This window comes from Roseburia sp., from assembly GCF_041325975.1.
GTDB classification, from domain to species: domain Bacteria; phylum Bacillota; class Clostridia; order Lachnospirales; family Lachnospiraceae; genus Roseburia; species Roseburia rectibacter.
This window is the reverse complement of record NZ_JBGLEJ010000004.1, coordinates 311,744-330,421: the sequence shown is the minus strand read 5'-3', so window position 1 is coordinate 330,421 and position 18,678 is coordinate 311,744. Positions and strand designations below refer to the sequence as shown.

The 18,678-nt window shown below is 39.0% G+C and carries 15 protein-coding genes and 2 pseudogenes; 14 read left to right on the top strand and 3 right to left on the bottom strand.

Annotated features, from left to right (window positions below; translation table 11 throughout):
* The first annotated feature begins 28 nt into the window (after window positions 1–28).
* From ACDD58_RS04840 to ACDD58_RS04820, 5 genes are read left to right on the top strand one after another with little or no spacing between them, the layout of a single operon-like run.
* Window positions 29–1,462: a phospholipase D family protein gene (locus tag ACDD58_RS04840; RefSeq protein ID WP_370776144.1), complete on the top strand. Its 1,434-nt coding sequence runs from the start codon at window positions 29–31 to the stop codon at window positions 1,460–1,462.
* Complete coding sequence (locus ACDD58_RS04835) at window positions 1,441–2,151, top strand: response regulator transcription factor (RefSeq protein ID WP_370776142.1); 711 nt, start codon at window positions 1,441–1,443, stop codon at window positions 2,149–2,151. Before ACDD58_RS04840 ends, ACDD58_RS04835 begins: the two co-directional genes overlap by 22 nt.
* A complete protein-coding gene (locus ACDD58_RS04830) occupies window positions 2,151–3,194 on the top strand; it encodes a HAMP domain-containing sensor histidine kinase (protein ID WP_005608371.1) in 1,044 nt (347 codons plus the stop codon). The genes ACDD58_RS04835 and ACDD58_RS04830 overlap by 1 nt, the downstream gene beginning before the upstream one ends.
* 31 nt (window positions 3,195–3,225) lie before the next feature.
* Complete coding sequence (locus ACDD58_RS04825) at window positions 3,226–4,290, top strand: FUSC family protein (protein ID WP_370776140.1); 1,065 nt, start codon at window positions 3,226–3,228, stop codon at window positions 4,288–4,290.
* Window positions 4,280–4,852, top strand: a complete 573-nt coding sequence (locus ACDD58_RS04820; protein WP_006858451.1) for a CDP-alcohol phosphatidyltransferase family protein — start codon at window positions 4,280–4,282, stop codon at window positions 4,850–4,852. The genes ACDD58_RS04825 and ACDD58_RS04820 overlap by 11 nt, the downstream gene beginning before the upstream one ends.
* Window positions 4,853–5,058: 206 nt before the next feature.
* Here ACDD58_RS04820 and ACDD58_RS04815 read toward each other — a convergent pair whose 3' ends face one another.
* Entirely contained in the window at window positions 5,059–5,397 is a 339-nt protein-coding gene (locus ACDD58_RS04815; protein WP_007887600.1) for a hypothetical protein, read from the bottom strand.
* A gap of 151 nt (window positions 5,398–5,548) precedes the next feature.
* Between ACDD58_RS04815 and ACDD58_RS04810 the strand changes: the two genes are divergently transcribed.
* The 6 genes and pseudogenes from ACDD58_RS04810 (at window position 5,549) to ACDD58_RS04785 (ending at window position 11,356) form a co-directional block, all read left to right on the top strand.
* Window positions 5,549–5,740 carry a hypothetical protein gene (locus tag ACDD58_RS04810; RefSeq protein WP_370776138.1) on the top strand — a complete coding sequence of 64 codons (192 nt, stop codon included), beginning with the start codon at window positions 5,549–5,551 and terminating at the stop codon, window positions 5,738–5,740.
* A gap of 21 nt (window positions 5,741–5,761) precedes the next feature.
* A complete protein-coding gene (gene bsh / locus ACDD58_RS04805; RefSeq protein ID WP_118209599.1) occupies window positions 5,762–6,751 on the top strand; it encodes a choloylglycine hydrolase in 990 nt (329 codons plus the stop codon).
* Between the two features lie 50 nt (window positions 6,752–6,801).
* Complete coding sequence (gene ftsH / locus ACDD58_RS04800) at window positions 6,802–8,616, top strand: ATP-dependent zinc metalloprotease FtsH (RefSeq protein ID WP_015559639.1); 1,815 nt, start codon at window positions 6,802–6,804, stop codon at window positions 8,614–8,616.
* A gap of 358 nt (window positions 8,617–8,974) precedes the next feature.
* A pseudogene (locus ACDD58_RS04795) lies at window positions 8,975–9,824 on the top strand (tyrosine-type recombinase/integrase).
* Window positions 9,817–10,642, top strand: a pseudogene (locus ACDD58_RS04790) (transposase); the annotation flags it as partial. The pseudogenes ACDD58_RS04795 and ACDD58_RS04790, both read left to right, overlap by 8 nt.
* Before the next feature lie 234 nt (window positions 10,643–10,876).
* On the top strand, window positions 10,877–11,356 hold the full coding sequence (locus tag ACDD58_RS04785) for a hypothetical protein (protein ID WP_370776134.1): 480 nt from the start codon (window positions 10,877–10,879) through the stop codon (window positions 11,354–11,356).
* Between the two features lie 72 nt (window positions 11,357–11,428).
* Here ACDD58_RS04785 and ACDD58_RS04780 read toward each other — a convergent pair whose 3' ends face one another.
* Entirely contained in the window at window positions 11,429–12,292 is an 864-nt protein-coding gene (locus ACDD58_RS04780; RefSeq protein ID WP_370776132.1) for an AraC family transcriptional regulator, read from the bottom strand.
* Window positions 12,293–12,491: 199 nt separating this feature from the next.
* Here ACDD58_RS04780 and ACDD58_RS04775 point away from each other — a divergent pair, with 199 nt between their 5' ends.
* The 3 genes from ACDD58_RS04775 to ACDD58_RS04765 all read left to right on the top strand — a co-directional run bounded on the left by ACDD58_RS04775 (window position 12,492) and on the right by ACDD58_RS04765 (window position 18,160).
* The gene (locus ACDD58_RS04775) at window positions 12,492–15,530 is read left to right on the top strand and encodes a glycoside hydrolase family 2 TIM barrel-domain containing protein (protein ID WP_370776129.1); all 3,039 of its coding nucleotides are present in this window, start codon (window positions 12,492–12,494) and stop codon (window positions 15,528–15,530) included.
* Window positions 15,531–15,697: 167 nt separating this feature from the next.
* On the top strand, window positions 15,698–17,095 hold the full coding sequence (locus tag ACDD58_RS04770) for an MFS transporter (protein WP_370776127.1): 1,398 nt from the start codon (window positions 15,698–15,700) through the stop codon (window positions 17,093–17,095).
* Between the two features lie 264 nt (window positions 17,096–17,359).
* Window positions 17,360–18,160 carry an AraC family transcriptional regulator gene (locus ACDD58_RS04765; protein WP_118209602.1) on the top strand — a complete coding sequence of 267 codons (801 nt, stop codon included), beginning with the start codon at window positions 17,360–17,362 and terminating at the stop codon, window positions 18,158–18,160.
* An 84-nt stretch (window positions 18,161–18,244) separates the two neighbouring features.
* On the opposite strand, the gene ACDD58_RS04760 is transcribed toward ACDD58_RS04765, so the two are convergent.
* The gene (locus tag ACDD58_RS04760) at window positions 18,245–18,517 is read right to left on the bottom strand and encodes a helix-turn-helix domain-containing protein (protein WP_330379875.1); all 273 of its coding nucleotides are present in this window, start codon (window positions 18,515–18,517) and stop codon (window positions 18,245–18,247) included.
* Between the last annotated feature and the right edge of the window lie 161 nt (window positions 18,518–18,678).

Genomic DNA, 18,678 nt, shown 5'->3' with positions numbered 1-18,678 from the left:
GAAATAAAAAGGAATCAGGTGATGTACAATGAAAAAGTATAAAATATGTAAAATCCTTCTTGTTATACTGGCAATTTTTTTATGTATGGCTTTTTATGAATTGCTCGGAATCTGCGTTGCATATAAAAAGCAGCCGGAAGTGTCCAATACAACCAAAAAAGAAACAAAAAATGGGTCATGGAACGAATGCAGTGAAAATACAGAACGGGCAGTAATCATAGAAAAGAATCCAGAAGCGCTTTTACAAAGAGTGCGTTTGATCAAGAATGCAAAAAAGGAAATTATTCTTTCTACTTTTGCATTTCAATCCGATGAAAGTGGAAAATTGATTTTAGGAGCACTGCATGATGCGGCAGACAGAGGTGTACATATTCGTCTGTTAGTAGATGGAATGGAGAGCTGGATTGATATGGAAGGAAATCCGTATTTCTATGGATTATCTTCCCATGAGAATGTTGAAATTAAACTATATAATAAGGCTAATCCGTTGAAACCATGGAAGATGATGGGTAGAATGCATGATAAATATTTGATTGCAGATGGAAAGAGATATATTCTTGGGGGAAGAAATACATACAATTATTTCCTGGGTGATTTTCCGGGACATAAGAACTATGACAGAGACGTGTTAGTAGTTTGCGATGAACCTGAGAAAGAAAATTCAGTTAACCAGTTGTCAGAGTATTTTGAAACGATATGGGAACAAGAAGACAGTGGTTATTTTCATGACAATAAAAAACTGGCAAATAGAAAATCTGTAAAGAACGCAGTTTTAGAGCTGCAGAACGGCTATCAGAAATATTTTGAAGAGAATAAGGAAAGAATCTGCGATACCGATTACACGGACGAAACTTTTGAGACAGAAAAGATTGCATTAGTGTCAAATCCTATTCACACAGGTTCCAAAGAACCAGTAGTGTGGTATCAGTTGGGAGAATTGATGAAAAATGCAAAAAATCGTGTGAAGATCCACACGCCATATATTATCTGTAATGATATGATGTATAATACATGGGAGGAGATTGCAGAGAACGTTTCAGATTTTTCTATCATGACAAATTCAGTTGCGAATAATGGGAATCCATTTGGGGCTGCCGATTATGCGAAAAACAGAAATAGAATCTTAAGTACAGGAATTAATATCTGGGAATATGAAGGCGGTTATTCATACCACGGAAAAAGTATTCTGATTGACGATGATCTGTCTGTAATCGGTTCCTTTAATATGGACATGAGAAGTGCATATCTGGATACGGAACTGATGCTTGTAATACGCAGTAAAGATATTAATAAACAGTTGGAAGAGGGGATGATGGAATATGAAAAAGTGTCCCGCCAGATATTAGAAGGCGGAACTTATAATGATCCATATCATGTAGAGCCAATCGAATTAACAAAGAAACGTCAGAGAAAAATATTTTTGGTACAGCATCTGCTTGGATGGGCAAGGTATCTGTTTTAATAAGGAGGAAGGAAAACGTGTTTCAAATATTGATTGTAGAAGATGATAAAGAATTAAGCCAGCTATTCCAAAAAGTGCTTGAGAAGAATGGATATCAAGTCAAAAGTGCATCGGATGGAGCACAGGCATTAGAAGTATTGGATAAGGAATATATTGATCTGATCATTTCTGATATTATGATGCCGGTTATGGATGGCTATGAACTGGTGTCAGAACTTCGTTCAGCAGGATATCAGATACCAGTGCTTATGATCACTGCGAAAGGTTCCTTTGATGATATGCGCCAGGGATTTCTTTCGGGAAGTGACGATTATATGGTAAAACCGGTAAATGTGAATGAAATGGTTTTAAGAGTCGGAGCACTGCTTCGCCGTGCACAGATACTGAATGAACACAAAATTGTGATCGGTTCAACAGAGTTTGATTATGATGCAATGACGGTGACAACTGATAAGGAAAGTCTTGTTTTGCCTAAAAAAGAATTCCTGCTTTTATATAAGCTTGCAGCTTCGCCAGGCAGAACATTTACAAAACAACAGTTGATGGATGAAGTATGGGGATACGAGACGGAGGCAGACTCACATACGATAGAGGTACATATAGGAAGAATCAGAGAGCGTTTTAAAGATAACCCTGATTTTGAAATCGTGACAATGCGTGGAATTGGATACAAGGTGGTGAAAAAATAATGGAACAAAAGAAAGAAAAAGGATTGCGGATCCGATCCTGTCTGACTGGTGCAATCTGGCTGGCACTTGTATTTTCAACAGTCATATCTGCTTTATTATTTGCTTTTTTGAATCATTTTTTTAATCTGCCGGGCAGCATACCTGTGCTTGGCTGGCTTTTGATTTTCAATACATTGATTGCAGGGCTGATCACTTCCTTTATTAATGCAAAGTTACTGGAACCAATTACCAGACTTAGTAAAGCAATGAAGGAAGTTTCTCGGGGAGATTTTGAACAGCATTTGGAAACGAACAGCCGTATAGCAGAAGTTGGAGAATCTTATCAAAGTTTTAACGTTATGACAAAAGAGCTTCGTGCAACAGAGGTGCTGCAGATGGATTTTGTATCTAATGTTTCTCATGAGTTTAAGACCCCGATTAATGCCATTGAAGGGTATACAATGCTTCTTCAGGGAGAAGAACTGTCTCAGGAGCAAGAGGAATATGTAGAAAAAATCCTGTTTAATACCCAAAGGCTTTCCGGATTGGTTGGAAATATTTTGCTGTTATCCAAGTTAGAGAATCAGAACATACCAATGAAAAAAACAGAATATCGTTTGGATGAACAGATCCGTCAGGCATTTCTTTCCCTGGAGACAAAATGGACAGAAAAAGAAATTGGTTTCCAGGTAGAGCTGGAGGAAGTTAAATATACTGGGAATGAAGGACTTTTTATGCATATATGGATGAATCTTTTAGATAATGCGATTAAGTTCAGTCCTGCAAAGGGGACAATTATGATGTTTCTGAAGCAGGAAAAGGATTCTGTAATGTTTATTCTGGAAGATGAAGGACCGGGAATAGAGGATGATGTGAAAACCAGAATATTTGATAAATTTTATCAGGCAGACGGTTCTCACAAAGCAGAAGGAAATGGTCTCGGCCTTGCACTTGTGAAACGGATCGTAGATAGTGCTGGCGGGACAATCAAGGCAGAAAACCGGGAATATGGTGGATGCAGATTTGTTGTAGAGCTTCCAATACAGAAAGATGAGGCCATATAAGTTTAAGAAAAACAGATAGAGGAGGAATTACATGACATTTTATCAGGAATTGCAGTTAAATCAGGCAGGTTCTAAAAATCTGTTGAAAAAGAGTGAAACAGTGAAAGAAAAATCATATCATATACTGGTATATTTGGTAAAGATAGCTGTTACAATGGCATTTTGTTTTTTATTTGTTACTATTTTCAGTATCTTCTTTGGAAATGAGAATAGTATTGTGGGTGTAGTAGTTTTATTATGCCTTATGGTATTTCGAAATGCGGATCTGGGGATCCACACCGGACAATCTACGATGCTTTTGGCTTTGTTCTTTGTAATTATGACTGTATGTCCGCATTTAGCAAATCAGTTTTCACCGGTATTGGGAATGCTGTTAAATATTGCGGCACTGGCTGTGTTGATTCTGTTCGGATGCCATAATCCATTCATGTTTAATCAATCTACATTGGTTCTTGGGTATCTGCTGCTATATGGTTATGATGTTACGGGAAAAAGCTATCAGATGCGATTAGTCGGAATGGCTTTAGGTGCAGCACTTACCTGCTTCGTATTTTATCGAAATCATAAAAACAGAACTTATAAAAGAAATCTGAAAGATCTGATACAAGAATTTGATATCACTTCTTCCAGAACAAAATGGCAGATATGTCAGATTTTATGCGTACCGATCGTCCTTTGCATTGCAGAACTTTGTAATATGCCACGTGCAATGTGGGCTGGTATTGCGGCCATGTCCACGATTTTGCCGTTTATGGAAGATATGCACTACAGAGTCCGTAAAAGGATTGTCGGAAATATTGCAGGTGTTATATGTTTTACAGTATTATATTTTCTGCTTCCTTCGTCAATCTATGCATATATAGGAATTCTTGGTGGAATCGGTGTAGGATTTTCAGCACAATATGGCTGGCAGGCAGTATTTAACACATTTGGTGCTTTAGCCATTGCTGCAGAGACTTATGGACTACAAGGAGCGGTTAGTCTTAGAGTGATTCAAAATGTTTTTGGTGTTGTGTTTGCTTTAGCATTTTGTGTTATATTTTATTGGTTTATGTCTAAAAAAAAGGAAAGTGATGTGACCGTACATGCAGAGTGAAGTGAATCAGGAAGAAAATTTGAATAGAATTATTACGGTTCCTAATCTTCTTTCTTTTTTTCGGCTTTGTCTGATTCCGGTAATTATATGGAGTTATTGTGTAAAGAAAAATCCTCTGTTAGCTGGTGAAATCTTATTGCTGTCTGGTCTTACGGATCTTGCTGATGGATATATCGCAAGAAGATTCCATAGGATTAGTAATTTAGGAAAAATACTTGATCCGGTGGCTGATAAGCTGACACAGGCAGCGATGTTAATCTGTCTGTTTACTCGTTTTCCGCATATGCTTCTTTTAATCGTAATAATGGCAGGTAAGGAGCTGTATATGGTAGTCAGTGGATGTCTTGTGATACGAAAGACAGGAAAAGTACATGGTGCAGACTGGCATGGAAAGATAGTAACCTTTTTATTATATGGAACTGCAGCGGTGCATATTATATGGTTCCAAATTACACCGATGGTATCAGATCTGTTGATTGGTTTGTGCGCTATAATGATGGTCATATCGGTCGCTCTGTATATTATCCAGAATACCAGGACTCTTAAGGGAGAGACTGTATAAGCAATTTTATATTGCAATGACTAGAAAATATTTAGGAGAAGATAGATATAAACAGTAAGTCAAACACACAAACTATGGAGTCTTTAGTCGGTTTAATAAAATTTTAGATAGAAAATAAATCATTCAATGTCATTTAGATAAGGTTTTTTATGACAAAAAGACAGATTGCTTATCTGCCTTATAATGCAGTATAATGGTAACGAGATTTATGCAACCCGATACATGAAATCCCTATTTCTCTTTGGACGGAGGTGGATAGGATATTTTCGATTGTACTTGACAGGTGTCAGATACTTTTGTATGAGAAGCATGGACTCTGTTTCGTTACCATCGTGTTTGAGATATGCCCTGCATATGTTTACTGCATTTGAAACGGATTTACTCTGCATCTGGAGCATAAACTGAATATACTCGCGGAAAGAAAGTTTGCGGTTCCTGGTAAAATCACTTTCCGGATTACGGCAGAACATGGAGTGAATTTCATCGAGTTCTGTGATGCAGTTGTCGAGTGTGGATTTTAAATTAGATAAGAAAAAATCAGCCATAATGAGCCTCCTTGAAATATGTTTATAATCAAGGCTTGCGCAACATATATTGGTTTACTTGTCAACTGTTTTTTGTAATATTTTTAAAGTTTTTAGGCATAAAAACAGTGGCTTTCTATGACAGAAAACCACTAAAATGATGCTTAACTGAATGGCATTGCTTTATCACCACTTTGAAAATGGTTGTTTTATGGCGGATAGTCAGACAGTTTTGGATATAAGAGATGATCTGGGAGCAACCATGAATGAATGCAGGGAAGTGACCGAAAAGTACCGCACAGGACGGAGTGCATATTTACGGCTCGGACAGTTGTTTATGAGATTGTCTGCAGGACTATTATAGCAGAAAGAAGAGGTGTTCGATATGTGTACAGCAGCAACTTACAAAACAAAAGATTTTTATATGGGCAGAACGCTTGATTATGAATTTTCCTATGGGGAACAGATCACGATAACGCCAAGAAATTACGAATTTGATTTCCGGTTTGCCGGGAAGATAAAAAGCCATTATGCTTTGATCGGAATGGCATTTGTTGCAGGAGGTTATCCGCTTTATTATGATGCTGTTAATGAAAAAGGCCTTGGAATGGCAGGTCTTAATTTTGTCGGCAATGCGGCATATGAAGAGGCTTTGCCGGAAGATGAAACAGAAGTCAGCCAGGTGGCACAGTTCGAGTTCATCCCATGGATCCTTACACAGTGTGCTACTGTAGCCGAGGCGAGAGAGAAGCTGGCAGCAATGAGACTGACAGGCACAGCATTCAGTGAACAGCTGCCGACAGCACAGCTTCACTGGATCATTGCAGACAAAGACTCCTGTATCGTTGTTGAGTCTATGAAGGATGGGCTGCATGTATATGATAATCCGGTAGGAGTGCTTACCAATAATCCACCATTCCCGGGTCAGATGTTTGCACTGAATAATTATGCCGGAGTATCCAGAAAACAGCCGGAGAGTACTTTTGCAGGAGTATTACAGCTTGATGCATATAGCAGAGGAATGGGGGGAATGGGAATACCTGGAGATCTTTCCAGCCAGTCAAGATTTGTGAAAGTTGCCTTTACAAAATTAAATTCGATCTCCGGTGAAGAAGAGGATGAGAGTGTAAGCCAGTTCTTCCATATCTTAGGATCCGTAGATCAGCAGCGTGGATGCTGTGAGGTGACAGAAGGCAAATATGAGATCACGATATACACGTCCTGTTGTAATACAGCAAAAGGTATTTATTATTATACGACTTATGATAATCATCAGATCACAGCGGTTGACATGCATGCGGAAAATCTGGATTCAGATCAGCTGATCTGTTATCCGCTTCTGTCCAAGGGCGAAGTCAGATGGCAGAATAAATAATACGAAAATGCACGGAGAAAGCATATCGCAGAACAACAGGAGGAAAGACCATGAAAGAAGTTAAAACACCGAAAAAACCACTGGCATATTATTATGGGATTGTGTTAATAGTGCTGATCGTATTTAATCTGGTTGTCACACCAATCCTTATGGAGCATCAGGTGAAGGAAACGGATTATGGCACTTTTATGAGCATGATCGAGAAGAAGAATATTGGTGAAGTAGAAGTTGAGGACAATCAGATCATCTTTACAGATAAAGATCAAAAAAATATTTATAAAACAGGTCTGATGAACGATCCAAACCTGACGGACAGGCTATATGAATGTGGAGCAGTATTCGCAAAAGATATCGATAAGCAGATGTCACCGATCATCAGCTTCCTGCTGACCGGGGTTTTGCCATTGATCCTTTTTATCGCACTGGGAAATTATATGGCGAAGAAACTGATGGAGCATGCCGGAGGAAAAAATTCGATGGCTTTTGGAATGGGAAAAAGCAATGCGAAGATTTATGTGCAATCCAGTGAGGGAATCCGTTTTTCAGACGTTGCAGGAGAAGATGAGGCGAAAGAAAACCTTTCAGAGATTGTTGATTATCTTCACAATCCGAAGAAGTATACCGATGTAGGTGCGTCTATGCCAAAAGGTGTCCTTCTTGTAGGACCTCCGGGAACCGGCAAAACAATGCTTGCAAAAGCAGTGGCGGGTGAATCAAATGTACCATTTTTCTCAATGTCCGGATCAGAATTTGTTGAGATGTTTGTCGGTATGGGAGCTTCCAAAGTTCGAGATCTTTTCGGACAGGCAAAGGAAAAGGCACCATGTATCGTGTTTATTGATGAAATTGATGCCATTGGTAAAAAGCGTGACGGACAAATGGGCGGAAATGATGAGAGGGAGCAGACCTTAAACCAGCTTCTTACAGAGATGGACGGATTTGAAGGAAATAATGGTGTCATCATTCTTGCTGCAACGAACCGTCCGGAGTCGTTAGATCCGGCACTTACACGTCCGGGACGTTTTGACAGACGTGTGCCGGTTGAACTGCCGGATCTTGCAGGCCGTGAAGCAATTTTAAAGGTTCATGCAAAGAAGATAAAAGCATCTGATGATGTTGACCTGCATACGATTGCACGTATGGCATCTGGGGCATCCGGTGCGGAGCTTGCCAATATTATAAATGAAGCAGCATTACGTGCTGTCCGTAGTGGAAGGACCGTTGTAAATGAATCTGATCTCGAAGAAAGTATAGAAGTGGTTATTGCAGGATATCAGAAGAAGAATGCGGTTCTTTCAGATCAGGAGAAGAAGGTTGTTGCATATCATGAGATAGGACACGCTCTGGTAGCTGCATTACAGAGTCATTCAGCTCCGGTCCAGAAGATTACGATCATCCCGCGTACCTCAGGTGCACTCGGCTACACTATGCAGGTTGAGCAGGGTGATAAATATCTGATGACGAAAAAAGAACTTGAGAATAAGATTGCTACATTTACAGGCGGACGTGCGGCAGAGGAGATCGTATTTGGTGAGATCACGACTGGAGCCTCCAATGATATCGAACAGGCAACAAAAATTGCAAGAGCGATGATCACCCGCTACGGCATGACAGATGAATTCGACATGGTGGCAATGGAAAACGTGACCAACCAGTATCTTGGCGGCGATACGTCTCTTTCCTGTTCTGCAGATACACAGAAGGAAATTGATGAAAAAGTCGTGCAGCTCGTAAAAGCAGAGCATGAAAAAGCAAGAAAAATCCTTGCTGAAAACAGGGAAAAACTGGACGAACTGGCTATGTACCTGTATGAGAAGGAAACAATTACAGGTGACGAATTTATGGATATTTTAGACAGAAAATAATGTAGTTTATTAGATAATCAATGTCATTTAGATAAGAAAAATAGTTAGTAGTTCTGAAAAATGGAATTATTTTATATAAAGGAGCGGACAAATTCTCATTGAACAAAATCGCTGCGCGATGGCCTGCCAAGGCTGTGGCGCAGTTTTTCTTTTCCTAAATAAAAAAGCAGTGGAAACCAAGTCCTAATAGTAGTATTGTTAAGTCACCACAACCAACAATCAAACAGGATCGACATTACCACTGCCTATGAAAAGATTAACACCTAACCGTTCTTTTAGCAAGTGGTTTTATTATTCCAATGCACCTCCATGTAAGCAGTGATACCCGAAATTACTGACTTTACATGGAGGAATTATTATGTACGAAAAATATTTATTACAGCTTGAGGAAGCCGGAAAAATCCGTAACCTTAAAGAGCGTTCCATTAACTGCTACAAAAACTATGTTTCTTATTTCCTTAATTACATGGAAAAGCACCCGGAAGAGTTTACCTGTCAGGATGTCAGGGACTTTCTTCTTGCCAAGAAGGACGATGGTCTGAAAGCGACCACCCTCAACCTTTATAATTCAGCCATCCGTTTTTTCTATCGGAATGTACTTCACGTTCTGTGGGATGATATCACTGTTCCACGCATGATAATAGAGCACAAACTCCCAACCGTACTTTCTACTGATGAAATTGACCGGCTTCTTGATGCTACGGATGACCTGAAATATAAAGCCATGTTCGCCACAATTGGATTCTTCCGGAATGCGTGTCTCGGAAGTGATTCATCTTCATTATGATGATATTTCCCGCACAAACATGCAGATTCATGTCCGGGATACCAAGAACCGGATGGACCGTTATACCATTCTGTCTGAAAGAAACCTTGCACTTCTTACGGAATACTGGTTCCGGAAAGGCAGACCAAAGGGCATTCTGTTTCCGAATCAGTTTACAGGGCAGTATCTTACCGTAAGTACACTGGAACAGGTTATCCGACGTTCTGCATCGGCTGCCGGGTTATCCGGTGTTACTCCTCACTGCCTCCGTCACAGCTTTGCCACCCACCTTATGGAGCAGGGAGTGGAACAGCGGGATATTCAGGCATTGCTTGGACACCGCGATCCGAAATTCACAGAAGTTTATCTTCATGTCAGCAACAAATCCCTTATGGGCATCCGCAGTCCTTTTGACAGAAAGGATGGTACAGCCAATGGATAAGCCCACAGTACAGGATATTTTTCATCGTTTTTATCCGGCATACCTTGATCAATATTCACCTTCCCCTGTACAGGCAAAGGTTGCACATAACATCATGAACTGCAAGACTGGTGCCTATGGTGCAAATGTATGTGTATGTGAGGATTTTGTGGCTTCGTACAGATTCATTACAATTCCTGCCGTAACCGTTGCTGCCCCATGTGTCAGGCTGTTCCGAAAGAAATGTGGATGGATGCACGCAGAGAGGATATCCTTGATGCTCCTTATTTCCATCTGGTTTTTACGGTTCCTGATATTTTAAACCCTGTCATTTACAGCAACCAGAGACTTCTTTATGATGCCTTATACCATGCAGCTTCTTCCACAATCAGCGAACTGACTGCGCCGACCCAAAACATCTCGGCGCAAAGGTGGGATACATCTGCATTTTACATACATGGGGTTCTGAAATGAACTTTCATCCCCACATTCATGCCATCCTGCTGGGTGGAGGACTGGCTTCCAACAACCAGTGGAAGGACAATGGTGAAAATTTCTTTCTTCCCATCCGGGTCATCTCCAAAGTGTTCCGCGGAAAATATCTGGAGGAACTAAAGAGGCTGTGGGAAGAGGATAAGCTGGTATTTCATGGTACTGCAGAAAAATTTCGTAACCATTATACGTTCAAGGAGCTTTTAGATTCCTGTTATGGTATGGACTGGATTCCTCATTGTAAAAAGACATTCAATGGTGCTCAAACAGTAATGAAATACCTTGGTAAGTATACTCATCGCATTGCCGTCAGCAATCATCGCACCGTCCGTATGGATGATCAGTCTAAATGAATTTTTGGCAGGTGAAGATATTGAGGTAACTAATGTAGAAAAAAATCGGAAGATACACTGATACAGATATCAAAAGATAGTAGTCATAAACAGCGTTATTTAAAGAAGATTATTGCTGTACTTCTTATTGCTGTGGGAGTATTTGTTATTACTCTTGGAATCATGGTATGTAATAAATTGCGGCAACCACAAAATTATATAGAAGCAGTAGATCCGGATAGTGTAGAAATGAAAACGGCTGAATTGTTGTCCGGAATTGATGGAACCATGATGTTTCGATACAATTCAAAAGATACATTTCAAACATTATACGTTTACTTATCAGAATATCATTCTGGAAAACGAGTTTCTCATAAACGAGTTTTGGAACTTTCCTATGAGGACGTGAAATCTGCAAAAAAAGGATTGATTGTCATCACTCCGGATTTTGATAATTTTACTGCAAAGCTTATTGCAGCAGATGAATATTCAAAATATATGACAGAAACGCCAATCTTGGAAGGTGTTGCAAACAGAGAATATTATGGAAGATCTGCGACCTCTATAGAGAACAAAAGCACGATAGAGTACGGAACAGAGCAAGGATTGGCAGCACTGATCTATGGCGAACAAGGAGTGAGTTCGTTGCCGATACAGGACATTACAGGAGAATACATAGATACAGATAATGAGTATATGTATTATTATTCGGCTGAGTTTGTAAAATAAGAATAGCAAAAGTGAGAAGAGGATATTACAAATCATTGTTTTGATAATTCGGTGGTATCCTCTTTGTGGATTTCAGAATTTGTTTCTCAGCTTTCGGTATTCTCTCGGCGAATATCCTTTCAACTTGTGAAAAAGCCGGCTGAAATAAAGCTGGTTATCATATCCGACAATCTTAGAAATCTCATTGATGGAATAAGTTGTTGTTTCAAGTAACATCTGAGCATTGTTGATGCGGATTCCCACAATGAATTGCATTGGTGTAGAACCGGTATATTTTTTGAAATTTCGGATAAACCAGCTGACACTCATGCCTCGTGAGGCAGCATAATCATCAATATTGATATTTTGATTGTAGTTTTCACTGAAAAAGGTAACAGCATTATCCATCTCATGATCAAGATATTCATTTTTTAATATGTGCTCTCTTGTCAGTTCCCGGTGGAAACTGATCAGAAGATGACGTAGCAAAAGGACAAGCATTTCCTCATAATTGTCTTGACAGCGTTGGAGCTCGATAATGATACGTTTGAAAATTTGTTCATATTCATTAGATGTACCCACTTGAAAGACACGTTCTTTATCCGGAAACCCATATTGACGTAAGATATTTTTCACATTGCTTCCTGTGAAGTGAATCCAGTATACTTCTGTCTTATCTTCTCCGTAATATTCATATTTTTGGAGTTCTTTCGGTCTGTACAGTACAATGTTGCCGGCTGGAACAATCGTTTCATTATTTACATTATCAAAATGAAAATGCCCACAACCAGCAGTGATATATATAATCTGATAATCCAGACGACCCCTTGGACGGTAGGTCGGAAGTTTGGGATGTCTGGAAAGACGGTAAGTACCACAGCTACCGACAATCAGCGGACGACTTTTGTCTTTGAAATCCATATGTGAGTGGTTCCAATAACCGGTGTTCAAATACATAGGAGGGCACCTCTTTTCGTACTTTTTATCATTGTATCATTTAGTGCATATTTTGTCTAATCCAATTCATAGACATATTTTGCGAATTAGGATAAGCTATATACAGCATAACTAAGGAACGTAAACAAAAAGTAAAGTATAAGGTTTGCTTTAGGAAAACAAAGAACAAAAAAGTATATGTATTGGAGGAGAGCTATTTATGATCGTACCACGTTATTATGAAAATCTAAGCGTACTGCACGAAAACACAATGCCAGCCAGAGCCTATTATATTCCGGCATCCAGAAGAATGGATAACTTGGTGGAACACAGAGAAGAGTCAGATCGTATGCAGTTATTGAATGGAACTTGGAAATTCCAGTATTTTAACAGCATCTATGACATTCAGGATTCTTTCTTTGAGAAGAATTATGATACAGAAAATTTTGATGAGATTCAGGTTCCAAGTGTATGGCAGATGGCTGGATATGATACACACCAGTATACAAACATCCGGTATCCATTTCCGTTTGATCCACCATATGTGCCACAGGACATTCCGTGTGGAGTCTATGTACATACTTTTGAGTACAGTAGAGATGAGAAAGCGCCAAAATCTTTTTTGAACTTTGAAGGAGTAGACAGTTGCTTTTACGTATGGATCAATGGCTCTTACATAGGATACAGCCAGGTTTCGCATATGACCAGTGAGTTTGATGTTACCGATGTACTTCAGGATGGAACGAATACGGTGGCAGTGTTGGTAATGAAGTGGTGTGATGGTTCCTATTTGGAAGATCAGGACAAATTCCGTATGAGTGGTATTTTCCGGGATGTGTACATTTTGAAACGCCCAAAACAGGCAATCAGTGATTATCATATTAAAACAAGAATTGAGGATATGCTTGCGAAAGTAGAAATTGAAATGAAATTCTACTCTCCGTTAAATGTAAAAATTTCGATTGAAGATAGAAATGGAGCAGTTGTAGCACTAGGAAGTATTGCTGAAGAAGGGAAAGCTGTATTAGAAATCGCAAGTCCGGAACTTTGGAATACAGAAAATCCATATCTATATAAACTGATTCTGGAAACAGAGAATGAAGTAATTGTAGATCACATTGCATTAAGAAAGATAGAGATTAAAGACCAGGTTATTTATTTAAATGGACAGAAGATTAAATTCCGTGGTGTCAATCGACATGATTCTGATCCGGTTACTGGATTTACAATCAATACGGAACAGATTACAACCGATCTTACGTTAATGAAGCAGCATAATTTTAATGCGATCCGTTCCAGCCACTATCCGAACGCACCATTTTTCTATGAAATGTGTGACAAGTATGGATTCATGGTAATAGATGAAGCAGATATTGAAGCTCATGGTTCATTTATGATCTACAGAAAAGAAGACACTGATTACAATCGGTTCAAACGATGGAATGAGAAGATTGCAGATGATCCGGTATGGGAAGAGGCAATCGTTGATCGCGTAAAACTCATGGTGGAACGTGACAAAAACCGTTTCTGTATTGTCATGTGGTCAATGGGAAATGAGAGTGCTTATGGTTGCAACTTTGAAAAAGCACTGGAATGGACAAAGAATTTTGATCCAGACCGTATCACACAATATGAGAGTGCAAGATACCGTAATTATGATGAAACATATGATTACAGCAATCTGGATGTGTACAGCCGGATGTACCCAGCGCTTTCCGAAATTCAGGAATATCTGGATAAAGATGGAAGCAAACCCTTCCTTTTGGTAGAGTACTGTCACAGCATGGGAAACGGACCTGGAGATTTTGAAGATTACTTCCAGATGATTCAGGATAATGATAAAATGTGCGGCGGCTTTGTCTGGGAATGGTGTGACCATGCGATTGCTCATGGAACTGCTGAGAATGGAAAGACTATATATGCTTATGGGGGCGACCATGGCGAAGAAATTCATGATGGCAACTTCTGTATGGATGGATTAGTATATCCGGACAGAACGGTACATACAGGACTTTTGGAATACAAGAATGTTTATCGCCCGGCAAGAGTTATTTCCTATAACAAAGAAAGCGGAGAACTGGTGCTTCATAACTACATGGATTTTGATGACTTGAAAGATTATGTGAAGATTAGTTATGAGCTGACCCAGGATGGTCTTGTGATCAGCAAAGGCATACTTCCGGAGTTTTCTGTGGCACCACACGGGGAAGGAAAAACAAACCTGAAGATCAATGTTCCAGAGAATGGGAAATGTTATTTAAAACTTATTTACCATCTGAAAAAAGAATTGCCACTGTTGGATGAAGACCATATTCTTGGATTTGATGAAATTGAGGTAAGTAAAGAGGATACAAAATGTAAACTTGCAGAGAAATGGATACCAAAAACAGTAGTGGACTCTGAATTACAGGTAAATGAAAATGATACACAGATTCATATCAAGGGGCGTGAATTTGCTTATACCATAGACAAACGTACTGCACTCTTTACAGAGATGAAATTCGCAGGGAGGGAATACTTGAACCATCCGATGGAATTAAATATTTGGAGAGCTCCAACAGATAACGATATGTACATCAAGTCTGAATGGAAGAAAGCCCACTATGATAAGGCTTACACAAGAGCCTATACGACAGAGGTTGTGCAGGGAAAACATGGTGTGAAGATTACAAGCCATGCTTCCGTTGTGGCAGAGACAGTACAGAAGATTCTTGATGTGACGATTACATGGAAAATAGAAGCTGCTGGAAAGATTGATGCAGATATTGCAGTAACAAAAGACGATGAATTCCCGGATCTTCCGAGATTTGGTGTGAGGATGTTCCTGGATAAAAAACTTTCAGCTGTAAGATACTTTGGAATGGGACCACAGGAAAGTTATTGTGATAAACATCAGGCTGCGAGCCACGGTTTGTACCGGGCAGATGTAGGGGATTTACATGAGGGCTATATCCGTCCACAGGAAAATGGAAGCCATTATGATTGTGAATATGTAGAGCTTAACAACAGCCGATATGGAATTGTGGCATCCGCAGAAAAGGCATTTTCATTCAATGTTTCTTATTATACACAGGAAGAACTTGAGAAGAAAACGCATAATTATGAATTAATAGAATCAGATAGTGTAGTATTCTGTGTTGACTACGCATTAAATGGCATTGGTTCTAATAGTTGTGGTCCAGTTGTATTGGATCAGTACCGATTTGATGATGTATTATTCCGGTTCCAGTTTACACTGATACCGTATGTAAAGGGATAATAAAGTTTCATGTAACCCGTAAACAAGGAAAGAGAGTCTGATTGTAATGTAAAGTCCGGATATACAGAGCAATCAGACAAAATCAGAGAAAAAAACAGAATTGGATATCATACGGTTAGCCATATTGAGATTCTAAGTGCGATGAAGATGAGGAGCAAAGAAATTCGATGGAAGAAAAAAAGTATTTGAAATGGTATAACAAAATTGGATATGGATCAGGCGATATTGCAGGTAATGTAGTCTATGCGTTCCTGACATCTTTTATGATGGTCTATTTGACGGACTCAGTAGGACTTGCTGCAGGTGTCGTAGGTACCCTGATTGCCGTATCAAAACTATTTGATGGTTTTACGGATATATTTTTTGGATCAATGATTGACAAAACACACAGTAAAATGGGAAAAGCGAAACCCTGGATGCTATACGGATATATTGGTTGTGCCATTACGCTGGTCTGCTGTTTTGCAGTACCAGTCAGCTTGGGAACAACGGCTAAATATGCATGGTTCTTTATCTCTTACACACTGTTAAATGGTGTGTTTTATACAGCAAACAATATTGCTTATTCAGCACTTACGTCACTGATTACAAAGAACAGCAAAGAGCGTGTGCAGATGGGATCTTACCGTTTTATTTTTGCGTTTTCGACAAGTCTTCTGATTCAGGCAATTACAGTTGGATTTGTAGATAAATGTGGTGGAGATGCTGCAGCATGGAGAACGGTTGCTATTATCTATGCAATCATTGGTCTTGTCGTAAATACGATTTCAGCAATTTCTGTTAAGGAACTTCCTGAGGAAGAACTTAACGAAGGAAAAGTAAAGGATGATAATGAAAAGTACGGAATGGTACAGGCATTCAAGCTTCTTGTTAAAAACAAATATTACATGATGATTTGTGGAACATATATTTTACAGCAGTTATATGGTGCCATGATTGGAGCCGGCATTTATTACATGACATGGGTACTGAAAAATAAGAATTTGTTTGGACAATTTGCATGGGCAGTAAATATTCCACTGATCATTGCCCTGATTTTCACACCGACATTAGTTGGTAAGTGGAAAGGTATGTATAAACTGAACTTAAGAGGTTATGTCTTAGCAGTCATCGGTAGAGCACTTGTTGTTGTTGCAGGATATATGGGCAGTGTTCCGCTGATGATGGCATTTACAGCTCTTGCAGCCTTAGGTCAGGGACCATGGCAGGGAGATATGAATGCAGTTATCGCATCCTGTTCTGAATACACTTATCTTACACAGGGAAAGAGAATTGACGGAACGATGTACTCTTGTACTTCTCTTGGCGTAAAAATCGGTGGAGGTATTGGAACCGCTGTTGTTGGATGGATACTTGAGTTCAGTGGATATATCGGAACAAATGCAACTCAGCCGCAGTCTGCACTTGATATGATGCAGTTTATGTATCTTTGGCTTCCGTTAATCTTAGATGTATTGATTATGTTTGTACTTTCAAGAATGAATGTAGAAGATGCAAATAAAAAACTGAAAGCAGAAAAAGGAATTGCTGCAGATGAAGTAACAGATGCATCAGACATAAATTAGAATCTGGCAGGAAAAAGCGTTGTCTGGTCGTTGCTCGATGAGACAGTGCTTTTTTCTATAAATAGTCCTTTTAGTATTTATACATGGTAAGGATGCTCAAAATATTCAGTGTAGAATACTAAAAGGTCATTCAGATATTTTTTTAGGTTGCTCATTTGCAATTCCTCCTTTCCTTATTTACAAGTTGATTATAAGATAGGTGTAAAAGGATTGCTTGCCAAATCGAAAGAAGATATAGACAAATGTTGCAAAGGGGAGTATTTCATGCAGTTAAAATATGTTGACACAAAAGAGGAGATTATAGCAATAAATAGGAAGTCAAAACATATTGAACCACATCTTCATAATGCACTGGAGATCGTTTGTGTAACAAGTGGATCATTAGAACTTGGTGTCGGACAGGAACTATACCATATGGAAAAAGGAGATATAGGCTTTGTATTTCCAGATGTTATTCATCACTATCAGGTACTGACACCCGGTGTAAATAAAGCGACTTATCTGATTGCATCGCCATTTGCGATAGCCAAATTTGCAGATATCATGCAATCCATGGCTCCTGGATACCCAATCATCAAAGCGGAAAAGGTTGAACCGGAGGTATATAGGGTTATAAATGCAATTTTAGAGACAGAACAGTCGGATATTACTGTTACACAGGCATATCTTCAAATTGTGTTGGCACGCTGCATAGGAAAATTAAATTTGGTAGAAAAGAGCAGTGTGGGGAGCAACGATCTTATTTACCAGACAGTTTCCTATATATCAGCAAATTTCAAGAAGAAGTTTTCGTTGGAAGAGATGGCAAAAGACCTGGGCGTGAGCAAATATGTTTTATCCAGACTCTTTTCCAAGACATTCCATAGAAACTTTAATCAATATCTTAACGATGCAAGGCTGAACTATGCATGCCATCGTTTGGAAAATACGAGTGATTCTATTACAAATATTTGTCTGGATAGTGGATTTGAAAGTCAGAGAACGTTTAACCGAGTATTTAAAGAAAGATATAAAATATCACCAAGTGATTATCGAAGTACTTGTGTGAAAGAGATGTTGTCATAAAAGGTTCTGTTGATCGAAATATTTACTTTGATTTTACAGTGCTATGTATTTGATTTCTTCACAGACTCCTTAAATCCTATAATTTCAAGCGTTTGCAAGTGCATTTGTATAGGATACTTGTTCCTGATATGCAGTAGGTAATATCTGAAATATATCTCGGAAGGCCGATGTAAATTTACTTTGGCTTTTATATCCCACAGCGGCGGCAATTTCCGAAATAGATTTATCTTCCTGCAACAGCATATTCGATGCCAACTTCATACGGTATTCTTTCATGTAAGAAGCGATGGGCATTCCATAGACTGCTTTGAAAACGGATTTCAAAGTAGTGGTGTTCATCAGGTACTGTTTTGACAACTCTTCAATTTTGGTAACTTTTTTGAAAAAATTTGGATTAGACAACCAGTTAGGGGCTAACCCTGTAACTTAACGAAATGACATTGAAGTAACATAAAAATAAGATTTTTTGTACTGTACACAGGACAGTTCTTGACGTATACAACTGTGAAACGTATAAT

Excerpts from the sequence above, each read along its gene's own strand:
- ACDD58_RS04785 (WP_370776134.1), top strand. The coding sequence starts at position 10,877 with ATGAAAACGGCTGAATTGTTGTCCGGAATTGATGGAACCATGATGTTT.
- ACDD58_RS04835 (WP_370776142.1), top strand. The coding sequence starts at position 1,441 with ATGGGCAAGGTATCTGTTTTAATAAGGAGGAAGGAAAACGTGTTTCAA.
- ACDD58_RS04775 (WP_370776129.1), top strand. The coding sequence starts at position 12,492 with ATGATCGTACCACGTTATTATGAAAATCTAAGCGTACTGCACGAAAAC.
- ACDD58_RS04840 (WP_370776144.1), top strand. The coding sequence starts at position 29 with ATGAAAAAGTATAAAATATGTAAAATCCTTCTTGTTATACTGGCAATT.
- ACDD58_RS04825 (WP_370776140.1), top strand. The coding sequence starts at position 3,226 with ATGACATTTTATCAGGAATTGCAGTTAAATCAGGCAGGTTCTAAAAAT.
- ACDD58_RS04765 (WP_118209602.1), top strand. The coding sequence starts at position 17,360 with ATGCAGTTAAAATATGTTGACACAAAAGAGGAGATTATAGCAATAAAT.
- ACDD58_RS04780 (WP_370776132.1), bottom strand. The coding sequence starts at position 12,292 with ATGTATTTGAACACCGGTTATTGGAACCACTCACATATGGATTTCAAA.
- ACDD58_RS04830 (WP_005608371.1), top strand. The coding sequence starts at position 2,151 with ATGGAACAAAAGAAAGAAAAAGGATTGCGGATCCGATCCTGTCTGACT.
- bsh (WP_118209599.1), top strand. The coding sequence starts at position 5,762 with ATGTGTACAGCAGCAACTTACAAAACAAAAGATTTTTATATGGGCAGA.
- ACDD58_RS04770 (WP_370776127.1), top strand. The coding sequence starts at position 15,698 with ATGGAAGAAAAAAAGTATTTGAAATGGTATAACAAAATTGGATATGGA.
- ACDD58_RS04810 (WP_370776138.1), top strand. The coding sequence starts at position 5,549 with ATGGCATTGCTTTATCACCACTTTGAAAATGGTTGTTTTATGGCGGAT.
- ACDD58_RS04820 (WP_006858451.1), top strand. The coding sequence starts at position 4,280 with ATGCAGAGTGAAGTGAATCAGGAAGAAAATTTGAATAGAATTATTACG.
- ACDD58_RS04815 (WP_007887600.1), bottom strand. The coding sequence starts at position 5,397 with ATGGCTGATTTTTTCTTATCTAATTTAAAATCCACACTCGACAACTGC.
- ftsH (WP_015559639.1), top strand. The coding sequence starts at position 6,802 with ATGAAAGAAGTTAAAACACCGAAAAAACCACTGGCATATTATTATGGG.